Source organism: Acuticoccus yangtzensis, from assembly GCF_001927245.1.
Taxonomy (GTDB): Bacteria; Pseudomonadota; Alphaproteobacteria; order Rhizobiales; family Amorphaceae; genus Acuticoccus; species Acuticoccus yangtzensis.
In genome coordinates, this window is record NZ_MJUX01000002.1 from 411,284 (window position 1) to 426,002 (window position 14,719).

General features: G+C 69.3%; 15 protein-coding genes. 10 read left to right on the plus strand and 5 right to left on the minus strand.

The features are described from left to right. Positions 1 to 39: 39 nt before the first annotated feature. Entirely contained in the window at positions 40 to 1,629 is a 1,590-nt protein-coding gene (locus BIX52_RS08035; protein WP_075220512.1) for an ABC transporter substrate-binding protein, read from the minus strand. A gap of 205 nt (positions 1,630 to 1,834) precedes the next feature. Here BIX52_RS08035 and BIX52_RS08040 point away from each other — a divergent pair, with 205 nt between their 5' ends. The 3 genes from BIX52_RS08040 to BIX52_RS08050 all read left to right on the plus strand — a co-directional run bounded on the left by BIX52_RS08040 (position 1,835) and on the right by BIX52_RS08050 (position 4,089). Beyond that, positions 1,835 to 2,584, plus strand: a complete 750-nt coding sequence (locus tag BIX52_RS08040; RefSeq protein ID WP_075220513.1) for an SDR family oxidoreductase — start codon at positions 1,835 to 1,837, stop codon at positions 2,582 to 2,584. 126 nt (positions 2,585 to 2,710) lie between these two features. Continuing rightward, a complete protein-coding gene (locus BIX52_RS08045) occupies positions 2,711 to 3,580 on the plus strand; it encodes a VOC family protein (protein ID WP_075220514.1) in 870 nt (289 codons plus the stop codon). After that, positions 3,577 to 4,089 (plus strand): Lrp/AsnC family transcriptional regulator, encoded by a 513-nt coding sequence (locus BIX52_RS08050; protein WP_075220515.1) that lies wholly within the window; start codon positions 3,577 to 3,579, stop codon positions 4,087 to 4,089. Before BIX52_RS08045 ends, BIX52_RS08050 begins: the two co-directional genes overlap by 4 nt. A gap of 89 nt (positions 4,090 to 4,178) precedes the next feature. On the opposite strand, the gene BIX52_RS08055 is transcribed toward BIX52_RS08050, so the two are convergent. Both BIX52_RS08055 and BIX52_RS08060 read right to left on the minus strand, forming a co-directional pair. Beyond that, on the minus strand, positions 4,179 to 5,255 hold the full coding sequence (locus BIX52_RS08055) for a serine hydrolase domain-containing protein (protein WP_211098161.1): 1,077 nt from the start codon (positions 5,253 to 5,255) through the stop codon (positions 4,179 to 4,181). A 153-nt stretch (positions 5,256 to 5,408) separates the two neighbouring features. Next, positions 5,409 to 5,654: a hypothetical protein gene (locus BIX52_RS08060; protein ID WP_139312735.1), complete on the minus strand. Its 246-nt coding sequence runs from the start codon at positions 5,652 to 5,654 to the stop codon at positions 5,409 to 5,411. Positions 5,655 to 6,112: 458 nt separating this feature from the next. Between BIX52_RS08060 and BIX52_RS08065 the strand changes: the two genes are divergently transcribed. Beyond that, positions 6,113 to 7,045, plus strand: a complete 933-nt coding sequence (locus BIX52_RS08065; protein WP_075220517.1) for a VOC family protein — start codon at positions 6,113 to 6,115, stop codon at positions 7,043 to 7,045. Continuing rightward, entirely contained in the window at positions 7,042 to 7,722 is a 681-nt protein-coding gene (locus tag BIX52_RS08070) for an alpha/beta hydrolase (protein ID WP_075220518.1), read from the plus strand. The genes BIX52_RS08065 and BIX52_RS08070 overlap by 4 nt, the downstream gene beginning before the upstream one ends. Positions 7,723 to 7,788: 66 nt before the next feature. Here the strand turns inward: BIX52_RS08070 and BIX52_RS08075 are convergent, their stop codons facing one another. Beyond that, positions 7,789 to 8,679, minus strand: coding sequence for a LysR family transcriptional regulator (locus BIX52_RS08075; protein WP_083660117.1), 891 nt, complete (start codon positions 8,677 to 8,679; stop codon positions 7,789 to 7,791). Positions 8,680 to 8,890: 211 nt separating this feature from the next. On the opposite strand from BIX52_RS08075, the gene BIX52_RS08080 reads away from it, so the two are divergent. After that, the gene (locus tag BIX52_RS08080) at positions 8,891 to 9,859 is read left to right on the plus strand and encodes an alpha/beta hydrolase (RefSeq protein WP_139312736.1); all 969 of its coding nucleotides are present in this window, start codon (positions 8,891 to 8,893) and stop codon (positions 9,857 to 9,859) included. A 90-nt stretch (positions 9,860 to 9,949) separates the two neighbouring features. Here BIX52_RS08080 and BIX52_RS08085 read toward each other — a convergent pair whose 3' ends face one another. Beyond that, on the minus strand, positions 9,950 to 11,260 hold the full coding sequence (locus BIX52_RS08085; RefSeq protein WP_075220520.1) for a calcium-binding protein: 1,311 nt from the start codon (positions 11,258 to 11,260) through the stop codon (positions 9,950 to 9,952). A gap of 329 nt (positions 11,261 to 11,589) precedes the next feature. Here BIX52_RS08085 and BIX52_RS08090 point away from each other — a divergent pair, with 329 nt between their 5' ends. The 4 genes from BIX52_RS08090 (at position 11,590) to BIX52_RS08105 (ending at position 14,660) form a co-directional block, all read left to right on the plus strand. Then, positions 11,590 to 11,802 (plus strand): hypothetical protein, encoded by a 213-nt coding sequence (locus BIX52_RS08090; RefSeq protein ID WP_075220521.1) that lies wholly within the window; start codon positions 11,590 to 11,592, stop codon positions 11,800 to 11,802. Between the two features lie 141 nt (positions 11,803 to 11,943). Continuing rightward, a complete protein-coding gene (locus BIX52_RS08095) occupies positions 11,944 to 12,984 on the plus strand; it encodes a cyclase family protein (RefSeq protein WP_075220522.1) in 1,041 nt (346 codons plus the stop codon). A gap of 11 nt (positions 12,985 to 12,995) precedes the next feature. Next, positions 12,996 to 14,336 carry an acyclic terpene utilization AtuA family protein gene (locus tag BIX52_RS08100; RefSeq protein ID WP_075220523.1) on the plus strand — a complete coding sequence of 447 codons (1,341 nt, stop codon included), beginning with the start codon at positions 12,996 to 12,998 and terminating at the stop codon, positions 14,334 to 14,336. A gap of 12 nt (positions 14,337 to 14,348) precedes the next feature. Then, positions 14,349 to 14,660: an AtuA-related protein gene (locus BIX52_RS08105; protein WP_075220524.1), complete on the plus strand. Its 312-nt coding sequence runs from the start codon at positions 14,349 to 14,351 to the stop codon at positions 14,658 to 14,660. Positions 14,661 to 14,719: the final 59 nt, after the last annotated feature.

The following is a 14,719-nucleotide window of genomic DNA, read 5'->3' on the forward strand; positions in this document are numbered from 1 at the left end:
TGGCGGGGCGCACCGGACGGCATGCCCCGCCGTTAGGGCTTAGTCGTCGATCCAGAGATCGTACCAGCTGGAGGAGTTCCAGCGCGGCGTGTTGTGGTGGTTCTTCAGCACCTTGTTGGTGACCGAGATGAAGGGATGCTCGATCGCGAAGATCACCGGCAGCTCTTCCATCGAGAGGCGCTGGAGCTCGTGGTACATCTCGGCGCGCTTCTCCGGGTCGAGCTCGGAGGCGGCGGCGTCGATGAGCTGGTCGACCTCGTCGCTCTGCCAGCCGAACTGGTTGGTCCAGGGCGAGCCTTCCGGCTGACCGGAGCGCAGCCACACCGTGGTCGACACGGCCGGGTCCGACCGGAACTGGTGCCAGCCGTTGGCGGTGTCGAAGTCATGGTCGCGGTAGACGCCGGCGAGGAAGCCGGGCGCGTCGTTCTGGAGAATCTCCACGTCGATGTCGATCTCGGACATCGCCTGACGGAAATATTCGGCCCAGAGCTGCGTGTACTCGCCCCACGGCGCCGGACGGTGACGCAGGTGGAAGCGGAAGCCGTCCTCCTGCACCGGGTAGCCGGCCTCGTCGAGCATCGTCTTGGCGAGCTCGGGATCGTAGGGGTAGGTCGGCACGTCGTCGGTATAGTTGGCGCCGCCGGTGGACGGGATCAGGCCGCGGCCGGGCTTGGCGTAGCCGCGCATGATCGTCTCGATCGCGTAGTCGATGTCGAGGCCGTGGTAGATGGCCTTGCGCACGTCGAGGTCCGCGAGGATCGGGTTGCGGTGATTGAACTCGACCGTGGAGTGGGCGACGTTGTTCTCGTAACCCTTCGTGCCGACGTCGAAGCGGGGATCGTCACGCAGGCGGGCGATGTCGGCCAGCGAGATGCCGATGAACCCGGACTCGTGGACCTCGCCCGCCTCGATCGCCGCGGCGGCCGCCGAGGTGTCCTCGATGAAGCGCCAGACGATACGGTCGAGGTAGGGGTACTCTTCGCCGCGCCAATAGTCGTCGTTGCGCTCGGCGATCACGTACTGGCCGCGCTGATACTCGACGAACTTGAACGGGCCGGTGCCGACGGGCGCGGTGTTGTACTCGCTGCGCATGATGTCCGTGCCCTCGAAGAGGTGCTTGGGCACGGGGTGGCCGAGGTCCGGCATCGCCGCAACGAAGAGCTGAAGCGGCATCGGCTTGGAATATTTGAACACCGCGGTGTGCGGGTCCGGGCAGTCCACCGCCTCGAGGTTCGCCTGCAGCGACGAGGAGTAGTTGAGGAGCTTCTTCCACATCTCCATCGCCGTGAAGGAGACGTCGTCGCAGGTGAAGGGCTCGCCGTCGTGCCAGTTGACGCCTTCACGCAGCTTCAGCGTGATTTCGAGACCGTCTTCGGAGGACGACCACTCGGTGGCGAGCACCGGAACGTAGCCGTCATAGGACAGGTCGATCAGCGGCTCGATGATCTTGCCCGTGATATAGTAGACGCCGGTGGACGCCCGGAGCGCGGGGTTGAGGATCCGCTGCTCGCCCTTCATCTGTATGATGGCGGTGCCGCCGCGCTGAACGTCCTGCGCCATGGCGGCGCCGGCCGACAGCGCCCCCGCAGCGGCCAGGGCCAGGCCCAGATTTCGCACACTCGTCGTCATAAGTTTCGATTCTCCCGCTTGCTGCCGTCTGCGCGGCAAAGCGTCCCGATTTTAGGGGTGGCGTCGTCTTAGTGCAAAATAGCGCGGAGCCGCGCCGCTATGTCAATCCCCGTTCTATATACCGCGCTGGAATTGAAAGATTTTTCTAGGATCCGGTTCCCGCTTGGGATATGCATCCGGTAAAGCAAGAAGGATACCGGTTGCCATGTCTCTCGCGCCTCCCCTCGTGACACCGCGAACCGTCTGGATCACGGGGGCCGGCTCCGGCATCGGTGCCGCCATGGCGCGGGCCTTCGCCGCCGCCGGTGACAGGGTCGCCCTCACCGGCCGCAGCCGCGACTCCCTGGACGAGGTCGCCGCCTCGCTGCCGGACCCGTCCCGCACGCTGGTGATGCCGGGCGACGTGACCGACCGTGAGGGAATGGCGAAGACCGCCGCCGAGGTCGCCGCCTGGAGCAAAGGCCAGGGCGGCAACGGGATCGACGTCCTGTGCAACAATGCCGGCCTCAACATTCCGAAGCGCAGCTGGGCCGAGCTCGACTGGGAGAGCTGGGACCAGGTGATCGCGGTCAACGTCACCGGCGCGCTGAACGTGATCGCCGCGTGCCTGCCGGTGATGCGGGCGGAGGGCGGCGGGGTGATGATCCACACCTCGTCCTGGGCCGGGCGTTTCCATTCAGAGCGCGGCGGCGTCGCCTATGGCGCGTCAAAGCATGCGCTGAGCGACATCTCGGCCAGCCTGAACGATCAGGAGGGGCGGAACGGCATCCGCTCCACGGCGCTGTGCCCGGCCGAGGTGGCGACCCCCCTCCTCGCCAAGCGCCCCGGCTTCGACACCTCCACCCTGGCGGCGATGATCCAGCCCGAGGACATGGCCGCCACCGCGCTCTACGTCGCCGGGATGAACCCCGGCGTGGCGGTGCACGAGATCGTCCTCGCCCCCGTCCGCCGCTGAGCCGTGAGCCGCTGAACCCTCCGCCGCTCACCCGTCCGCCGCTGAAACGTCCGGCGGCGGGCCCTGGCCCCGGCGGACACCGCCCCACCGAACACCACCTGAACGATGCCTGATAAGGAGAGCCTCATGTCCGCCGCGTCCCATCCCGTGAAGGGCATCGACCATTGCTTCGCCTTGGTGAGCGACCTGGACGATTCGGTCCGCCGCTACGAGGCGCTGGGCTTCACCCTGTCGCCGCGCGGGCTGCATTCCGTCTCCAAGGGAACGGCCAACCACACCATCATGTTCCCGGACGATTATTTCGAGCTCCTGGGCGTGCTGCAGGCGACCGAGCTGAACGCGATGCGCCGGACGATGCTGGCCGAGAAGGGCGAGGGGCTGCACGCCATCGCCTGCCGGATCGACGATGCGGCGGCCGCGGCCGAGGCGCTGGGCGAACGCGGCATCGCCACCGAGGGGCTGGGCAGCTTCTCCCGCCCCGTCCCGCTGCCGGGCGGCGGCACCGGCGAGGCCGCCTTCTCCACCGTCGCCTTCACCGCGGACGAGGTGCCGCGCGGCATGGTCTTCATGTGCCAGCACAAGACGCCCGAAACGGTGTGGCTGCCGGAGCTTTTCAACCACCCCAACACCGCCAGCGGCCTCGCCGCCATCCTCACCGTGTCGGACGATCCGGCGGGCGACGCGGCGGGCTTTGCGCGGCTGTGGGCGGCGGGCGCGGTGTCGGAGGCGGACGGCATCTTCACCGTGGCGACCGGCGCGAATTCGGCCGACCTCCTGGTGATGGCGCCGGAGCGGATGGCCGCGCTCTATCCCGGCATCGACCTCAGCGGCACGGCCAAGGGCGCCTTCACTTCCATGCGGCTGAAGGTGGGCGACATCGGCGCCGCGGCGGGTTGCCTCGCCGCGGCCGGCGTCATGGCGCATCAGACCGCGCTCGGCATCGCGGTGGACCCGGCGGACGCGTGCGGCCTCGTCGTGGAGTTCGCCGCGCCATGACGGAAACGCGGCCGCGCAAGACCGGCACCAAACCCGCCGAGACCATCACCTTCGACGAGATCGACCAGAAGATCCTGGCGATGTTGCAGGAGGACAGCGACGTGGCCGTCACCGTGATCGCCGAGGCGGTGGGGCTGTCGGCGACGCCCTGCTGGCGGCGCATCAAGCGCATGGAGGAGGCCGGGCTCATCAAGCGCCGCGTGGTGCTGGTGGACCAGGAGCGGGCCAACGTGCCGCTGACCGTCTTCATCGGCGTCAGCACCCCGCGGCACGAGACGGCCTGGCTGACGCGCTTCCGCGAGCTGATCGACGAGATCCCCGAGGTGCTGGAGGCCTACCGGCTGACGGGGACGGTGGACTATATCCTGAAGGTCGTCGTGCCGGACATGGCGAGCTACGACGCGGTCTACAAGAAGATGATCGACACGCTGGAATTCCGCATGGTGAATTCCATGATCTCGATGGAGGAACTGAAGTTCACCACCGCGGTGCCGACCAAGTATATCTGAAGGCGCCCCGGCCCGCCGGCGATGGATCGGGCGGGCGCCGACCGAACCGCCGCCCCCATCCCCGCCGACCTCGGGCCGGCGGCCTTGCCTCAGGCGTCCAGCGCCGGGATGATGTCGTCCTCCAAGAGGCGGTTCAAGTCACCGACGTGGCCGCCGGTGCGGGCCGGGCGCGTGGGATCTGAGGTCACGGCGACGGTCAGCTCCAGCGCCGGGACGATGTAGATCATCTGCCCGCCGAACCCCCGCGCATAGGCCGCCGCCGCACCGCCGAAATCCCGCAGGAACCAGCCGAGGCCGTAGGCGTCGCCCGAGAAGGGGGAGCGCGTGACGGGGGTCAGCGCGCGGCTGATCCACTCTTCCGACACCACGCGGCTGCCGTCCACCTCGCCGTTCAGCCGCACCATCTCGCCGATGCGGGCCATGGCGGCGGGGGTCAGCGCCATGTTGTTGCCGCCGAAATAGCGGCCCTGCGGGTCGCGGGTCCACGCGGGGATGGTGATCCCGAGCGGGTCGCCCAGCCAGTCACGCGCCAGGGCGAGGAGGCTCGCCCCGCCCGTCTCGGCCAGCACGGCGCCGAGGACGTGGTAAGTGCCGGTGGAATATTGGAACGCTTCGCCGGGGGCCGCCACCATCGGCCGGGTGAGCGCGAAGCGGACCCAGTCGGCGCTTTGCACCCACGGCCCGTAGTTCGGTCCGGACGTACCCTCGAGCCCGGCCTGCATGGTGAGGAGGTCGGCGACGGTGATGTCCTTCACCCGCGGGTCCGCCGCGTCCGGCACCAGGCCGGGGGCGAGTTCGCCGAGGGTGGCCTCGGTACCGGGGATGATCCCGCGGTCGACGGCGATGCCGGTCAACAGCGCCACGATGGACTTCGACACGGATTTGACGTTGGCCGCCCGGTCGAGCGGGGGACCGGCGAAGCGCCGGGCGAAACGGGTCTCGCCGCGGTGGACGATGGTGATCGAATGGAGCTGGTCGAGCGCGGCGCCCGCGGTGGCGACCGGGTCGAAGGGATCGGCCTCGTCGGCCCCGGCGGCAAATGCCGTGCCGGGAAGGGCGGCGGAGGCGAGCAGCGCGGCGAGGACGGAACGGCGGTCCGGTGCGGCCCGCGTCATGGCGCCGGTGGGGTGTGCGTCATCCGCGGCGGACGGGGCGGCGTGAATCATGTCGGACCTTCCAGTGAACGCGCAAAGGCTTGCCTCGTCATGTGGAACGACGGGCCGGGCGCGTCCACCGTCCGCGGTGGCGCCGTCATACCGCCAATCGCCGCAGGGTTCGGTGCCAGAGGGCGCGGTGCGGTGCGGTGCGACGCCGTGCGGTCAGACGATGATTCCCTCCGCCACCAGGTCGAGCACCGCCTTGGGGCCACGCGCGGGGCGGGCGGGCGGCGCCTCGCGGCGGACCACTTCGGCGGGTGCGGGCGCGGGTGCCACTGCCGCCCACCGCACCGGCTCTTTGCGGGCCCCCACCGCGACGGGCTCGAACTCCACGTCGACGATGGTGGTGCGCGCCGGACGCTCGATGGTACTCGCATTGTGCGGGTCGCGGGTCAGACTGCTCGTCACGCTGGGCATGTTCTTCGATCCCCATCCCGGTCCGAGGACGCACGCCATCCTGTCCGCACGCCGCATGGCGCGCCGATGACCCCGCCGCCGCAGCAGCGGGCAGCCCCCGAATTGTGTTGACGTTTCAGCCGCCGGCTTGGCGACCGATGTGTAACCTAAACTGAGCGACAAGCTGCGCCGATGCAATGGCCGGACGCGCGTTCGGCGCGGGCCGGCCTGTCCGGGTGGGCGTCCGGCCTATCCCAAAGGCGATGAAACGCGCCGAAACGTGCGGGAAACTGGCCCGAGGCTGACCATTAGGCTATGGTTTTGCGATGACGGATATGCCGCAACCCTGGGGTGTCGGGCGACCGCCGAGGATCGGTCCGGCATACCTCGGTATCTCTTGCGGCACGCGCGGCAGGCTTCGATGACTGACGCAGCGCAGCCCCGTGAGGCGGGACAGGCGGGAGACGATCATGAATGCGATAGCCGGGCTGCACCACGTGACGGCCATCTGCGGTGCGCCGCAGACCAACCTTGACTTTTATGTGCGTGCGCTGGGCCAGCGGCTTGTCAAGCGCACGGTGAATTTCGACGATCCGGGCACCTATCACTTCTACTATGGCGACCATGTGGGGACGCCGGGCACGATCCTGACCTTCTTCCCCTTCGCCAATGCCGGTGCCGGCCGCCCCGGTCCGGGCATGGCCTGCGCGGTGGCCTACGAGGTGTCGCCGGCCGGGTTCGACGCGGCGGCCGCACGGCTTGCGGCGCACCACGCCCCGGGCGCCGCCGTGGGGGAACGCTTCGGCCAGCGGGTCCTGTCGCTTGTGGACCCGGACGGGATGACGGTCGAAATCGTCGAAACCGGCGGGGCGGGCGGGGCGGGTGACGTGCCGCATTTCTTCCACTCGGTGACGCTTTGCCTCGCCGCGCCGGAGCCGACGGCGCGGTTGTTGACCGACGTCTTCGGCTACCGCGCCGCGGGCGAGGCGACGGAGGCGGACGGCGCGACGCGTCTGCGCTTCGTCAGCGGTGCGGAGGACGCCGAGCACGGCGCGGTGGTCGACCTCGAGGTTCCAGTGACGCGGCGGTCCGGAGTGTCGGGGGCGGGGACGATCCACCATGTCGCCTTCCGCGCCGGCACCGACGCGGAGCAGGTGGAATGGCAGCAGCGCATCGCCGCGGCGGGCTTCGACGTGACGCCGGTGATCGACCGGCAATATTTCAACGCGGTCTATTTCCGCGAGCCGGGGGGCGTGTTGTTCGAGATCGCCACCGACCCGCCGGGTTTCGCAACCGACGAGCCGGTGGAGACGCTGGGCGAGGCGCTGAAACTTCCCGCGCAGTACGAACCCCATCGCGCGCGCATCGAGGCGGTTCTGCCGCCGGTGACGGTGCCGGCATGAAGGCGGCGGCGGATCCGCACGCGGCCGGGCGCCTCGCCACCTTCGGCCCGGCGGCGGGGCGGGCGCGGCGCGCGGTGATCGGCCTCCACGGCCGCGGTGCCGGGGCGGACGACATGGGCGGTCTCGTTACCAGCCTCGGCTTCCCGGACATTGCAGTCTACGCCCCCGAGGCGGCGGGCCTCTCCTGGTGGCCGACGAGCTTTCTCGCCCCAGCGGATGCCATGGAGCCGTTCGTCCTGTCCGCCCTGGCGGCTGTGGACCGGGCCGTCGACGCGGCCACCGAGGACGGCTACGACCGCGCGCAGCTCACCCTGATCGGCTTCAGCCAAGGCGGGTGCCTGGCACTCGAATATACGGCGCGGCGTGGCGCGGTGGCCTCGGCCGTGTTCGGCCTCTCCGCCGGGCTGATCGGCACCGCCGATGCCGCCGGCCCGCCGGACGACGCGCTCTACGGCCACACGCCCAAGGCGTTCGACTACGAGGCCGACCTTTCCGGCCTGCCGATGCGCGTCAGCGTGCACGAGCGCGACCCGCACATTCCGCTGGCCCGCTCCCGCGAGAGTGTGCGGGTGCTGGAGCGGCTCGACGCCGAGGCGACGTTGCATGTCGCCCGCGGCGCCGGGCATGGGCTGACCGAAGCGGATGTGGCCGCCCTGCGCGCCGCCCTCAACGGCTGACGCACCCGCGTCGCGGCGGGCGGGTTGCGAGGCGAGGGGTGCGGATCCGCCCTCATCCCGGCGCCCTCAGTCCGGCGCGCCCGACACGGCGAGTTCCACGAAACGGCGCACGGCGGGGGCCGTCTCCTCCGTGCGCCATGCGAGAACGAGGTGGATCGAGGAAGCCGGCGCATCGGTGATCGTCAGGCAGCGCACCGCGGACGTGCATGCCGCGCGCGCCGCCTCGGGGACGATCGCGACGCCCATCCCGGCACCCACCAGCGCCATGATGGTGTGAAAATGAGGCGGCGCGTGGGTGAGACGGGGCATGAACCCCGCGGCCTCGCACATCGCGGTGATGCGGGCGTGGGTGAGTTGATCGGCGCAGGACGACTGCACGATGAGGTCCTCCCCCTCCACCGCCGCGAGGGGGGCCGCGGCCGCCTCCGCCAGCCGATGCCCCGCCGGAACCGCAAGAACGAACGCCTCTCGCGCCAGGAGATGATGGGCGACGCCCGTCCGATCCAGCGGCGGGCGGGTCACGGCGACGTCGACGCGGCGCTCGATGAGCGCCTGCTGCAGGGCCGCCAACCCCATCTCCTGAAGGTCCAGCACGACGCCCGGCCGCTCCGCCCGGAAGCGCTGCAGCAGAGCGGGCAACACCGAAAACGTCGCCGCATGGATGAAGCCGACGCAGACATGCCCCGTCGCCCCGGCGTGGAGCCGGCGCACCTCGGTGAGGGCCCGCTCCAGCTCGGCGGCGATGCGGTAGGCATGGCGCAAGAAGAGGTCGCCGGCGGGCGTGAGCGCCACCCGCCGCTGGGTCCGCTCCAGAAGCTGCACCTGCAACCGCTCCTCGAGCTGCATGATCTGCCGGCTGAGGGCGGGTTGGGCGATGTTGAGCTGCTCTGCGGCTTTGCCGAAATGCAGTGTCTCGGCGACTTGGATGAACGAGAGAATGAGACGGTTCTCGATCATATAAATGTCTTGGGCGACATAAAATTACCGCAAATAGAAATAGGCCAATTTGAAGTTGGACCGTACCATTTTTCCGATCGAAAACGATAGCGCGGCGCCGCGCCACGGCCACAGTTCGTTCCATTTGCAGCCGCGGCGCCACGGCGAAGGTGACGGCACGGGACGGGTGGGCCACAATGAGATATCAAGACGCGACCGCCGAGGAAATTTCGTGACGCTGCCAGTCGAGACGCGGGAGGCCGCCCCCGCCGGGGAGCATGCCCCTGCCCCGCTTCACCCGCAAATGGCCGACGCGCTGGCCCGCAATGCCGCTCTGCAGCCGCCGGGTCAGAGCCGCGACAGCTTGCCGGTCGCCGAGATCAGGCGGATCTTCGAGGAGGCGCGCGCGGTCTTCAACCAGCCGCAGGTGCCCGTCCAGTTGGTCGAAGAGCGCACGATCCTCACGCGCCACGGCGACATCCGCTGCAAGCTCTATCGGCCGGAGGGCGGCGGGGCGGACCTACCGCTCATCGTCTATGCCCACGGCGGCGGCTGGATGCTGGGCTCGGTCGACAGCCATGACGGACTGACCCGCCTCCTCTGCCGCGAGAGCGGGGCGGCGGTGCTGTCGGTGGATTATCCGCGCGCCCCCGAAACGCCGCCTCTGACGATGGTCGAGGTGCTGTGCGACGTGGCGGCGGCGGCCGTGGAGGATGCGCCCGCCGGGATCGTCCTGGCCGGAGATTCGGCAGGTGCGCACCTCGCGGTGTTGACCGCGCTGGCGCTGCCGCCGGCGACGCGGTCTTCCCTGAAGGGCGTCATCTCGTTCTACGGCGTCCTCAGCCGGCGGCTGGATCTGCCGTCCTTCGCCACCTATCGCGACGAGGCCTACGGTCTCAGCACCGAGCGGATGGGTTTTTATTGGGCGCAGCTTCTGACCCATCACGACGGTGATCCGGACCGTGTCGATCCGGCGCTGCAGGACCTGTCCGGATTGCCGCCGCTGCTTCTCGTCGCCGCCGAGTGCGATGTTCTGCGCGATACCACCACGCTCTTTGCCGAGCGAGCGGCGGCGGCGGGCGTACCTGTCACCGCCACGACGAAGACGGGCATGGCGCACGCCTTCCTGGCCTATGGCGGCATCGTCGAGGAAGCCGCCCGGACCGCCGCGGAGGCCGGGGCCTTCCTGCGGCGGCTTTGAGATGCGGCCGCCACGTGCGGCGGCCGACTCTTCAGATCGTACGATCGTCTCGGGTCAGACGATCTGCCCGGGTCAGACGATCTGCCCGGGTCAGACGATCTGAATGTCTTCGGCGGTGAGGTTCGGCGCACCGTCGAACGAGGCGATGAACACGGCAGCCTCCTCGCCGGACCCGTCGACATCGAGATAAAGACGGCCGGCGCCGGTCTGGTAGACGAGCGTCGCCTCGTCCGTCATCCCACCATTCGGGTTGACGTCGAGGAGGAAGGTCTCCCCGAGGATCACGTCGATCGGGTCGTCGTAGAGATCGGCGTCGACCAGCACCGTGTCGATGCCCTCCTGGAAATCGGAGACCACGTCCGGTGCGCCGGGGGCGTTCTGCGAGAAGATGAACGTGTCCGCACCGGCCCCGCCGAAGAGGAGGTCGATGCCGGCGCCACCGTCCAGCTCGTCATTGCCGCTGCCGCCTTCCAGCGTGTCGCGACCCTCGTCGCCGAACAGGAAGTCGCCGGCATTGCCGCCGAAGAGGTGGTCGCGATTGGTGCCGCCGCGCAAGAGGTCCGAACCCGCCTGGCCGAACAGCTCGTCGCCGCCTTTGCCGCCGAACAGCGTGTCGGATTCGCCGCCGCCCATAAGCGTGTCGGCGCCGCCGTTGCCGTTCAGCTCGTCGGTGCCGTAGCGGCCGCCCGTCAGCATGTCGTCGCCGCGTCCGCCGAGGATGCTGTCGTCGCCGTTGCCGCCGTCGATCATGTCGTCGCCGCCGCTGGCGTCGATGGTGTCGTCACCGCCGTTGCCCATGATCGTCTCGTCGGCACCACCGCCGACGACGTCGTCCGCATCGCCGGTGAGGTTCAGCGTGGTGACGTTCATGAGGGTGTCGTCGTCGCCCACCGTGTCGATCGCGCTGCCGACGATGAGATTGACGATCACGCCGCCGCCGCCGCCGATCGCGTCCTCGCGGCCGTAGTCGACGAAGGGCGCGTCCAGCGTATCGTCGCCGGCGTGGCCGATGACGGCGATGTCCGGGTCGGTGGTGGTGATGCTGTCGTCCAGAAGGGAACCGACGATCCCGGCCATGAAGGTGGTGTCGACGAAGTCCGCATCGCCGTGCGTATCGTTGACGATCCCGTTGTCGAGGTCGGCGTTGATATCGCCGTTGCCGCCTTCCAGGTCGTAGCGCAGGTAACCACGGTTGTTCGTGGTCCACTCGAAGATGTCGTTACCGGCACCGCCGATGGCGATGTTGCCTTCGATGAGCGTGTCGTCTCCGGCATTGCCCGCCAGATAGTCGTAGCCGCCATTGCCAACGAGAGTGTCGTCTCCAGGGCGTCCAGCGATGATGTCATCCGCGCGTGTGCCTTCGATCAGCTCGGAGGCGGATGTTCCGATCAATTTCGCCATGATTTCACTCCCAACATGTTGAGAGCCGGTAAAATGCGACGCGGAAAGACCCTGTCCAGGGCTTCGATTCAGAAATATTTTCCATTTAACGTTCGTTGCGATTGTTCAAAATTTATATGCGACGGCCGGCACGAATTGGTTCCATGGACGGCAGAATTTCAAACTAGATTGAAGCTTTGCTGCTAAGCCGGTGTCGCAGCGCGCTCCGGCAGTGGCGTCATGGAAGGCGACCACAATCAAGATTTGTGATCCATTTGATGAGAAACATTCGTTTGAGCGAACATTAGGGCGCACCTAGGTCTTGGCCAGTCCTCGAACTGGAGACGATCATGACCTCTATCGAAACCACTCCCGCCCGGCCGCATGCCGAGCGTCATTCCACTGGGCTCCTCGCCCTCGTGGCCGTCGTCCTCGGCCTGATGGCCGTTTCGGTCGGCTTCGGCGAACCGCAGAATCCGGACCGCGGCAGCCGTCCGGATCAAGAGATCTGGGCCGGCAACAGCGCCCACCTTCCGGAGCTCTACCCGCAGCGTCCCCGCTGACGCCGCCGGTGGCTCCGTGGCCCGGACGGGCACCGCGTCTCAGCCTTACGGCGGACGCGGTGCCCGTTTCGGCAAGCACGGCGCCGCGAATGGTGTTAAACCTCACCGTAAAGCCGGGTAACACGGCACGGGAGGATGACCATGGACAACCCACGATGGGTGCGGCGGCCTGAGGGCGCCAACTGGGGCGAGTTCAGCCCCGACGATCAGCTCGGCCGGCTGAACCTCATCACCGCAGAGAAGGTGCTGCAGGGCGTCGCCGAAGTGCGCGAAGGGCGCGTCTTCTCGCTGAGCCTGCCGCTCGATTATCCGGGCGGGAACGCTCTCAATCCGCGGCGCCATCCGCCGGTGCTGCGTCCCACGCTGCGCGACGGCAATCCGAACTACAACTGCGTGGTGGGCGACAACAGCGACGTCGTCTGCGACGATCTCGCGATCATTCACCTGCAATATTCCACCCAGTGGGACGCCCTCTGCCACGTCGGCTCGCAGTTCGACGCCGACGGCGACGGCGTGCCCGAGAAGGTCTACTATAACGGCTTCCGGGGCGGGGAAGACATCGTCGGCCCCGCGGCGCTGGAAGATTGCGGTCCCGGCGGCGGCTCGGCGACGGGCAGCACATCCGCCGCGAGGAAGCTCGGCATCGAGGGGATGGCCGCGCACGGCGTGCAGGGGCGCGGCGTGATGATCGACCTGCGCGCCCATTTCGGCGACGCGCGGCGCCTCGTCACCTATGCCGACATCGCCGCGGTGATGGAGGCGGACGCGGTGACCGTTGAGCCGGGCGACATGGTGTGCCTGCACACCGGATTTGCCCAGCGCGTGCTGGAGATGAAGGGCGCGCCCGACCCGGACCTGCTGCACGACATGTGCGCCGCGCTGGACGGACGGGATCAGGCGCTGCTGGACTGGGTGTCCGCCAGCGGCCTGTCGGTTCTGATCGCCGACAATTATGCCGTGGAGGGCCTCCCGGCGAACGAGTCGCACCCCGGCTGCGCACGGATGCCGCTGCACGAGCACTGCCTGTTCAAGAACGGCATTCACCTCGGCGAACTGTGGCATCTGACGCCGCTGGCCGAGTGGCTGCGGGCGGCGGGGCGCTCTCGCTTCCTTCTCACGGCGCCGCCGCTGCGGCTGCCGGGCGCGGTCGGCAGCCCGGCGAACCCCATCGCCACGGTCTGACGGGGCGGGCCATGGCCGACAGTCTTCGTATCGGCGCCGGGGCGGGCTTCTCCGGCGACCGGATCGACCCGGCGGTCGAGCTCGCTGAAAAGGGCGGGCTCGATTACCTGGTGTTCGAGTGTCTGGCGGAGCGCACCATCGCGCTGGCCCAGGGCGTGCGCCATGCCGACCCCGAGCGCGGCTACGACCCGCTGCTTCACGCCCGCATGCGCGCCGTGCTGCCGGCGTGCGTGGCGGGCGGGGTGCGCATCGTCACCAACATGGGCGCGGCGAACCCGGTGGCCGCCGCCTCCGCCATCCGCGCGATCGCCCGCGACATAGGCCTGGCGCCGCGCGTCGCCGCCGTCACCGGCGACGATGTGCTGGAGGCGCTGACGGCGCTGGACCCCGAGCTCGTGGAGCTCGGCGTGCCGCTGTCGGCGCTGGGGGAGCGGGTGATGTCGGCCAACGCCTATCTCGGCGCGGGGCCCATCGTCGAGGCGCTCGGCATGGGAGCGGACATCGTCGTCACTGGGCGCGCGGCGGACCCGGCGCTCTTCATGGCCCCGGCGATCCATCATTTCGGCTGGGCGATCGACGATTGGACCCGCCTCGGCCGCGCCACCCTGGCCGGGCACCTCCTGGAATGCGGCGCGCAGATCACCGGCGGCTACTTCGCCGACCCCGGCCACAAGGACGTGCCGGACCTTGCGCGCATCGGCTTCCCCATCGGCGTGATCGACGCCGACGGGGGCCTCACCATCGAGAAGGTGGCGGGGTCCGGCGGGCGCATCGACGCGGCGACGGTGACCGAGCAGCTCCTCTACGAGGTGCACGACCCGGCCGCCTACCTGCAGCCGGACGTGGCGGCCGACTTCTCCGGCGTCACGGTGACGCCGATCGGCCGGGACCGGGTGCGCGTCGAGGGGGCGGACGGACGGCCGAAGAGCGGACTTTTGAAGGTGTCGGTCGGCTACCACGACGGCTTCATCGGCGAGGGGCAGATCTCCTATGCCGGGCCGGGCGCGGAGGCGCGCGGCCGTCTGGCGCTGGACATCCTGGCCGAGCGCATGGGTGTCGCGGGGATCGACTGCGGCGAGGTGCGCGGCGACATCATCGGCGTCGACAGCGTGTTCGAGGCGGGGCCGCCGCGGCGCTCGGCGGGCGAGCTTGCGGAGGTGCGCATCCGCTTTGCCGCGCGCACCGGCGACCGGCGCGCGGCCGAGAGGATCGGCGAAGAGGTGGACGCCATGTATCTGTGCGGTCCGGCCGGCGGCGGCGGCGTCACCCGCTCGGTGCGCGAGGTGGTGGCGATCGCCTCCGCCTTCATGCCCGAGGACCGGGTGGAGCCGCGCGTCGCGCTGGTGAATTGAGAGGGCGGACGGATGCGGCTTCACGATTTGGCGCACGCGCGGGCGGGCGACAAGGGCAACACCTCGAACATCTCGCTGATCGCCTACGACAAGGCGGACTTCGCACGGCTCGAGGCGGCGGTGACGGCGGAGCGGGTGAAGGCCCATTTCGGCGCGCTGGTGACGGGCGAGGTGGTGCGGTATGCGCTGCCGCAACTCGGCGCGCTCAACTTCGTCATGTCGGGCGCGCTGCGCGGCGGCGTCACCCGCTCGCTGGCGCAGGACGCCCACGGCAAGTGCCTTTCGGGCGTGCTCTTGGCGATGGAGATCGACGGGGCGGGCTGACGCGCCGCCGCCGGCTTGCGCGGGGCGCCGCCGCGCGCCCCTGAATTGAAGATGAACAA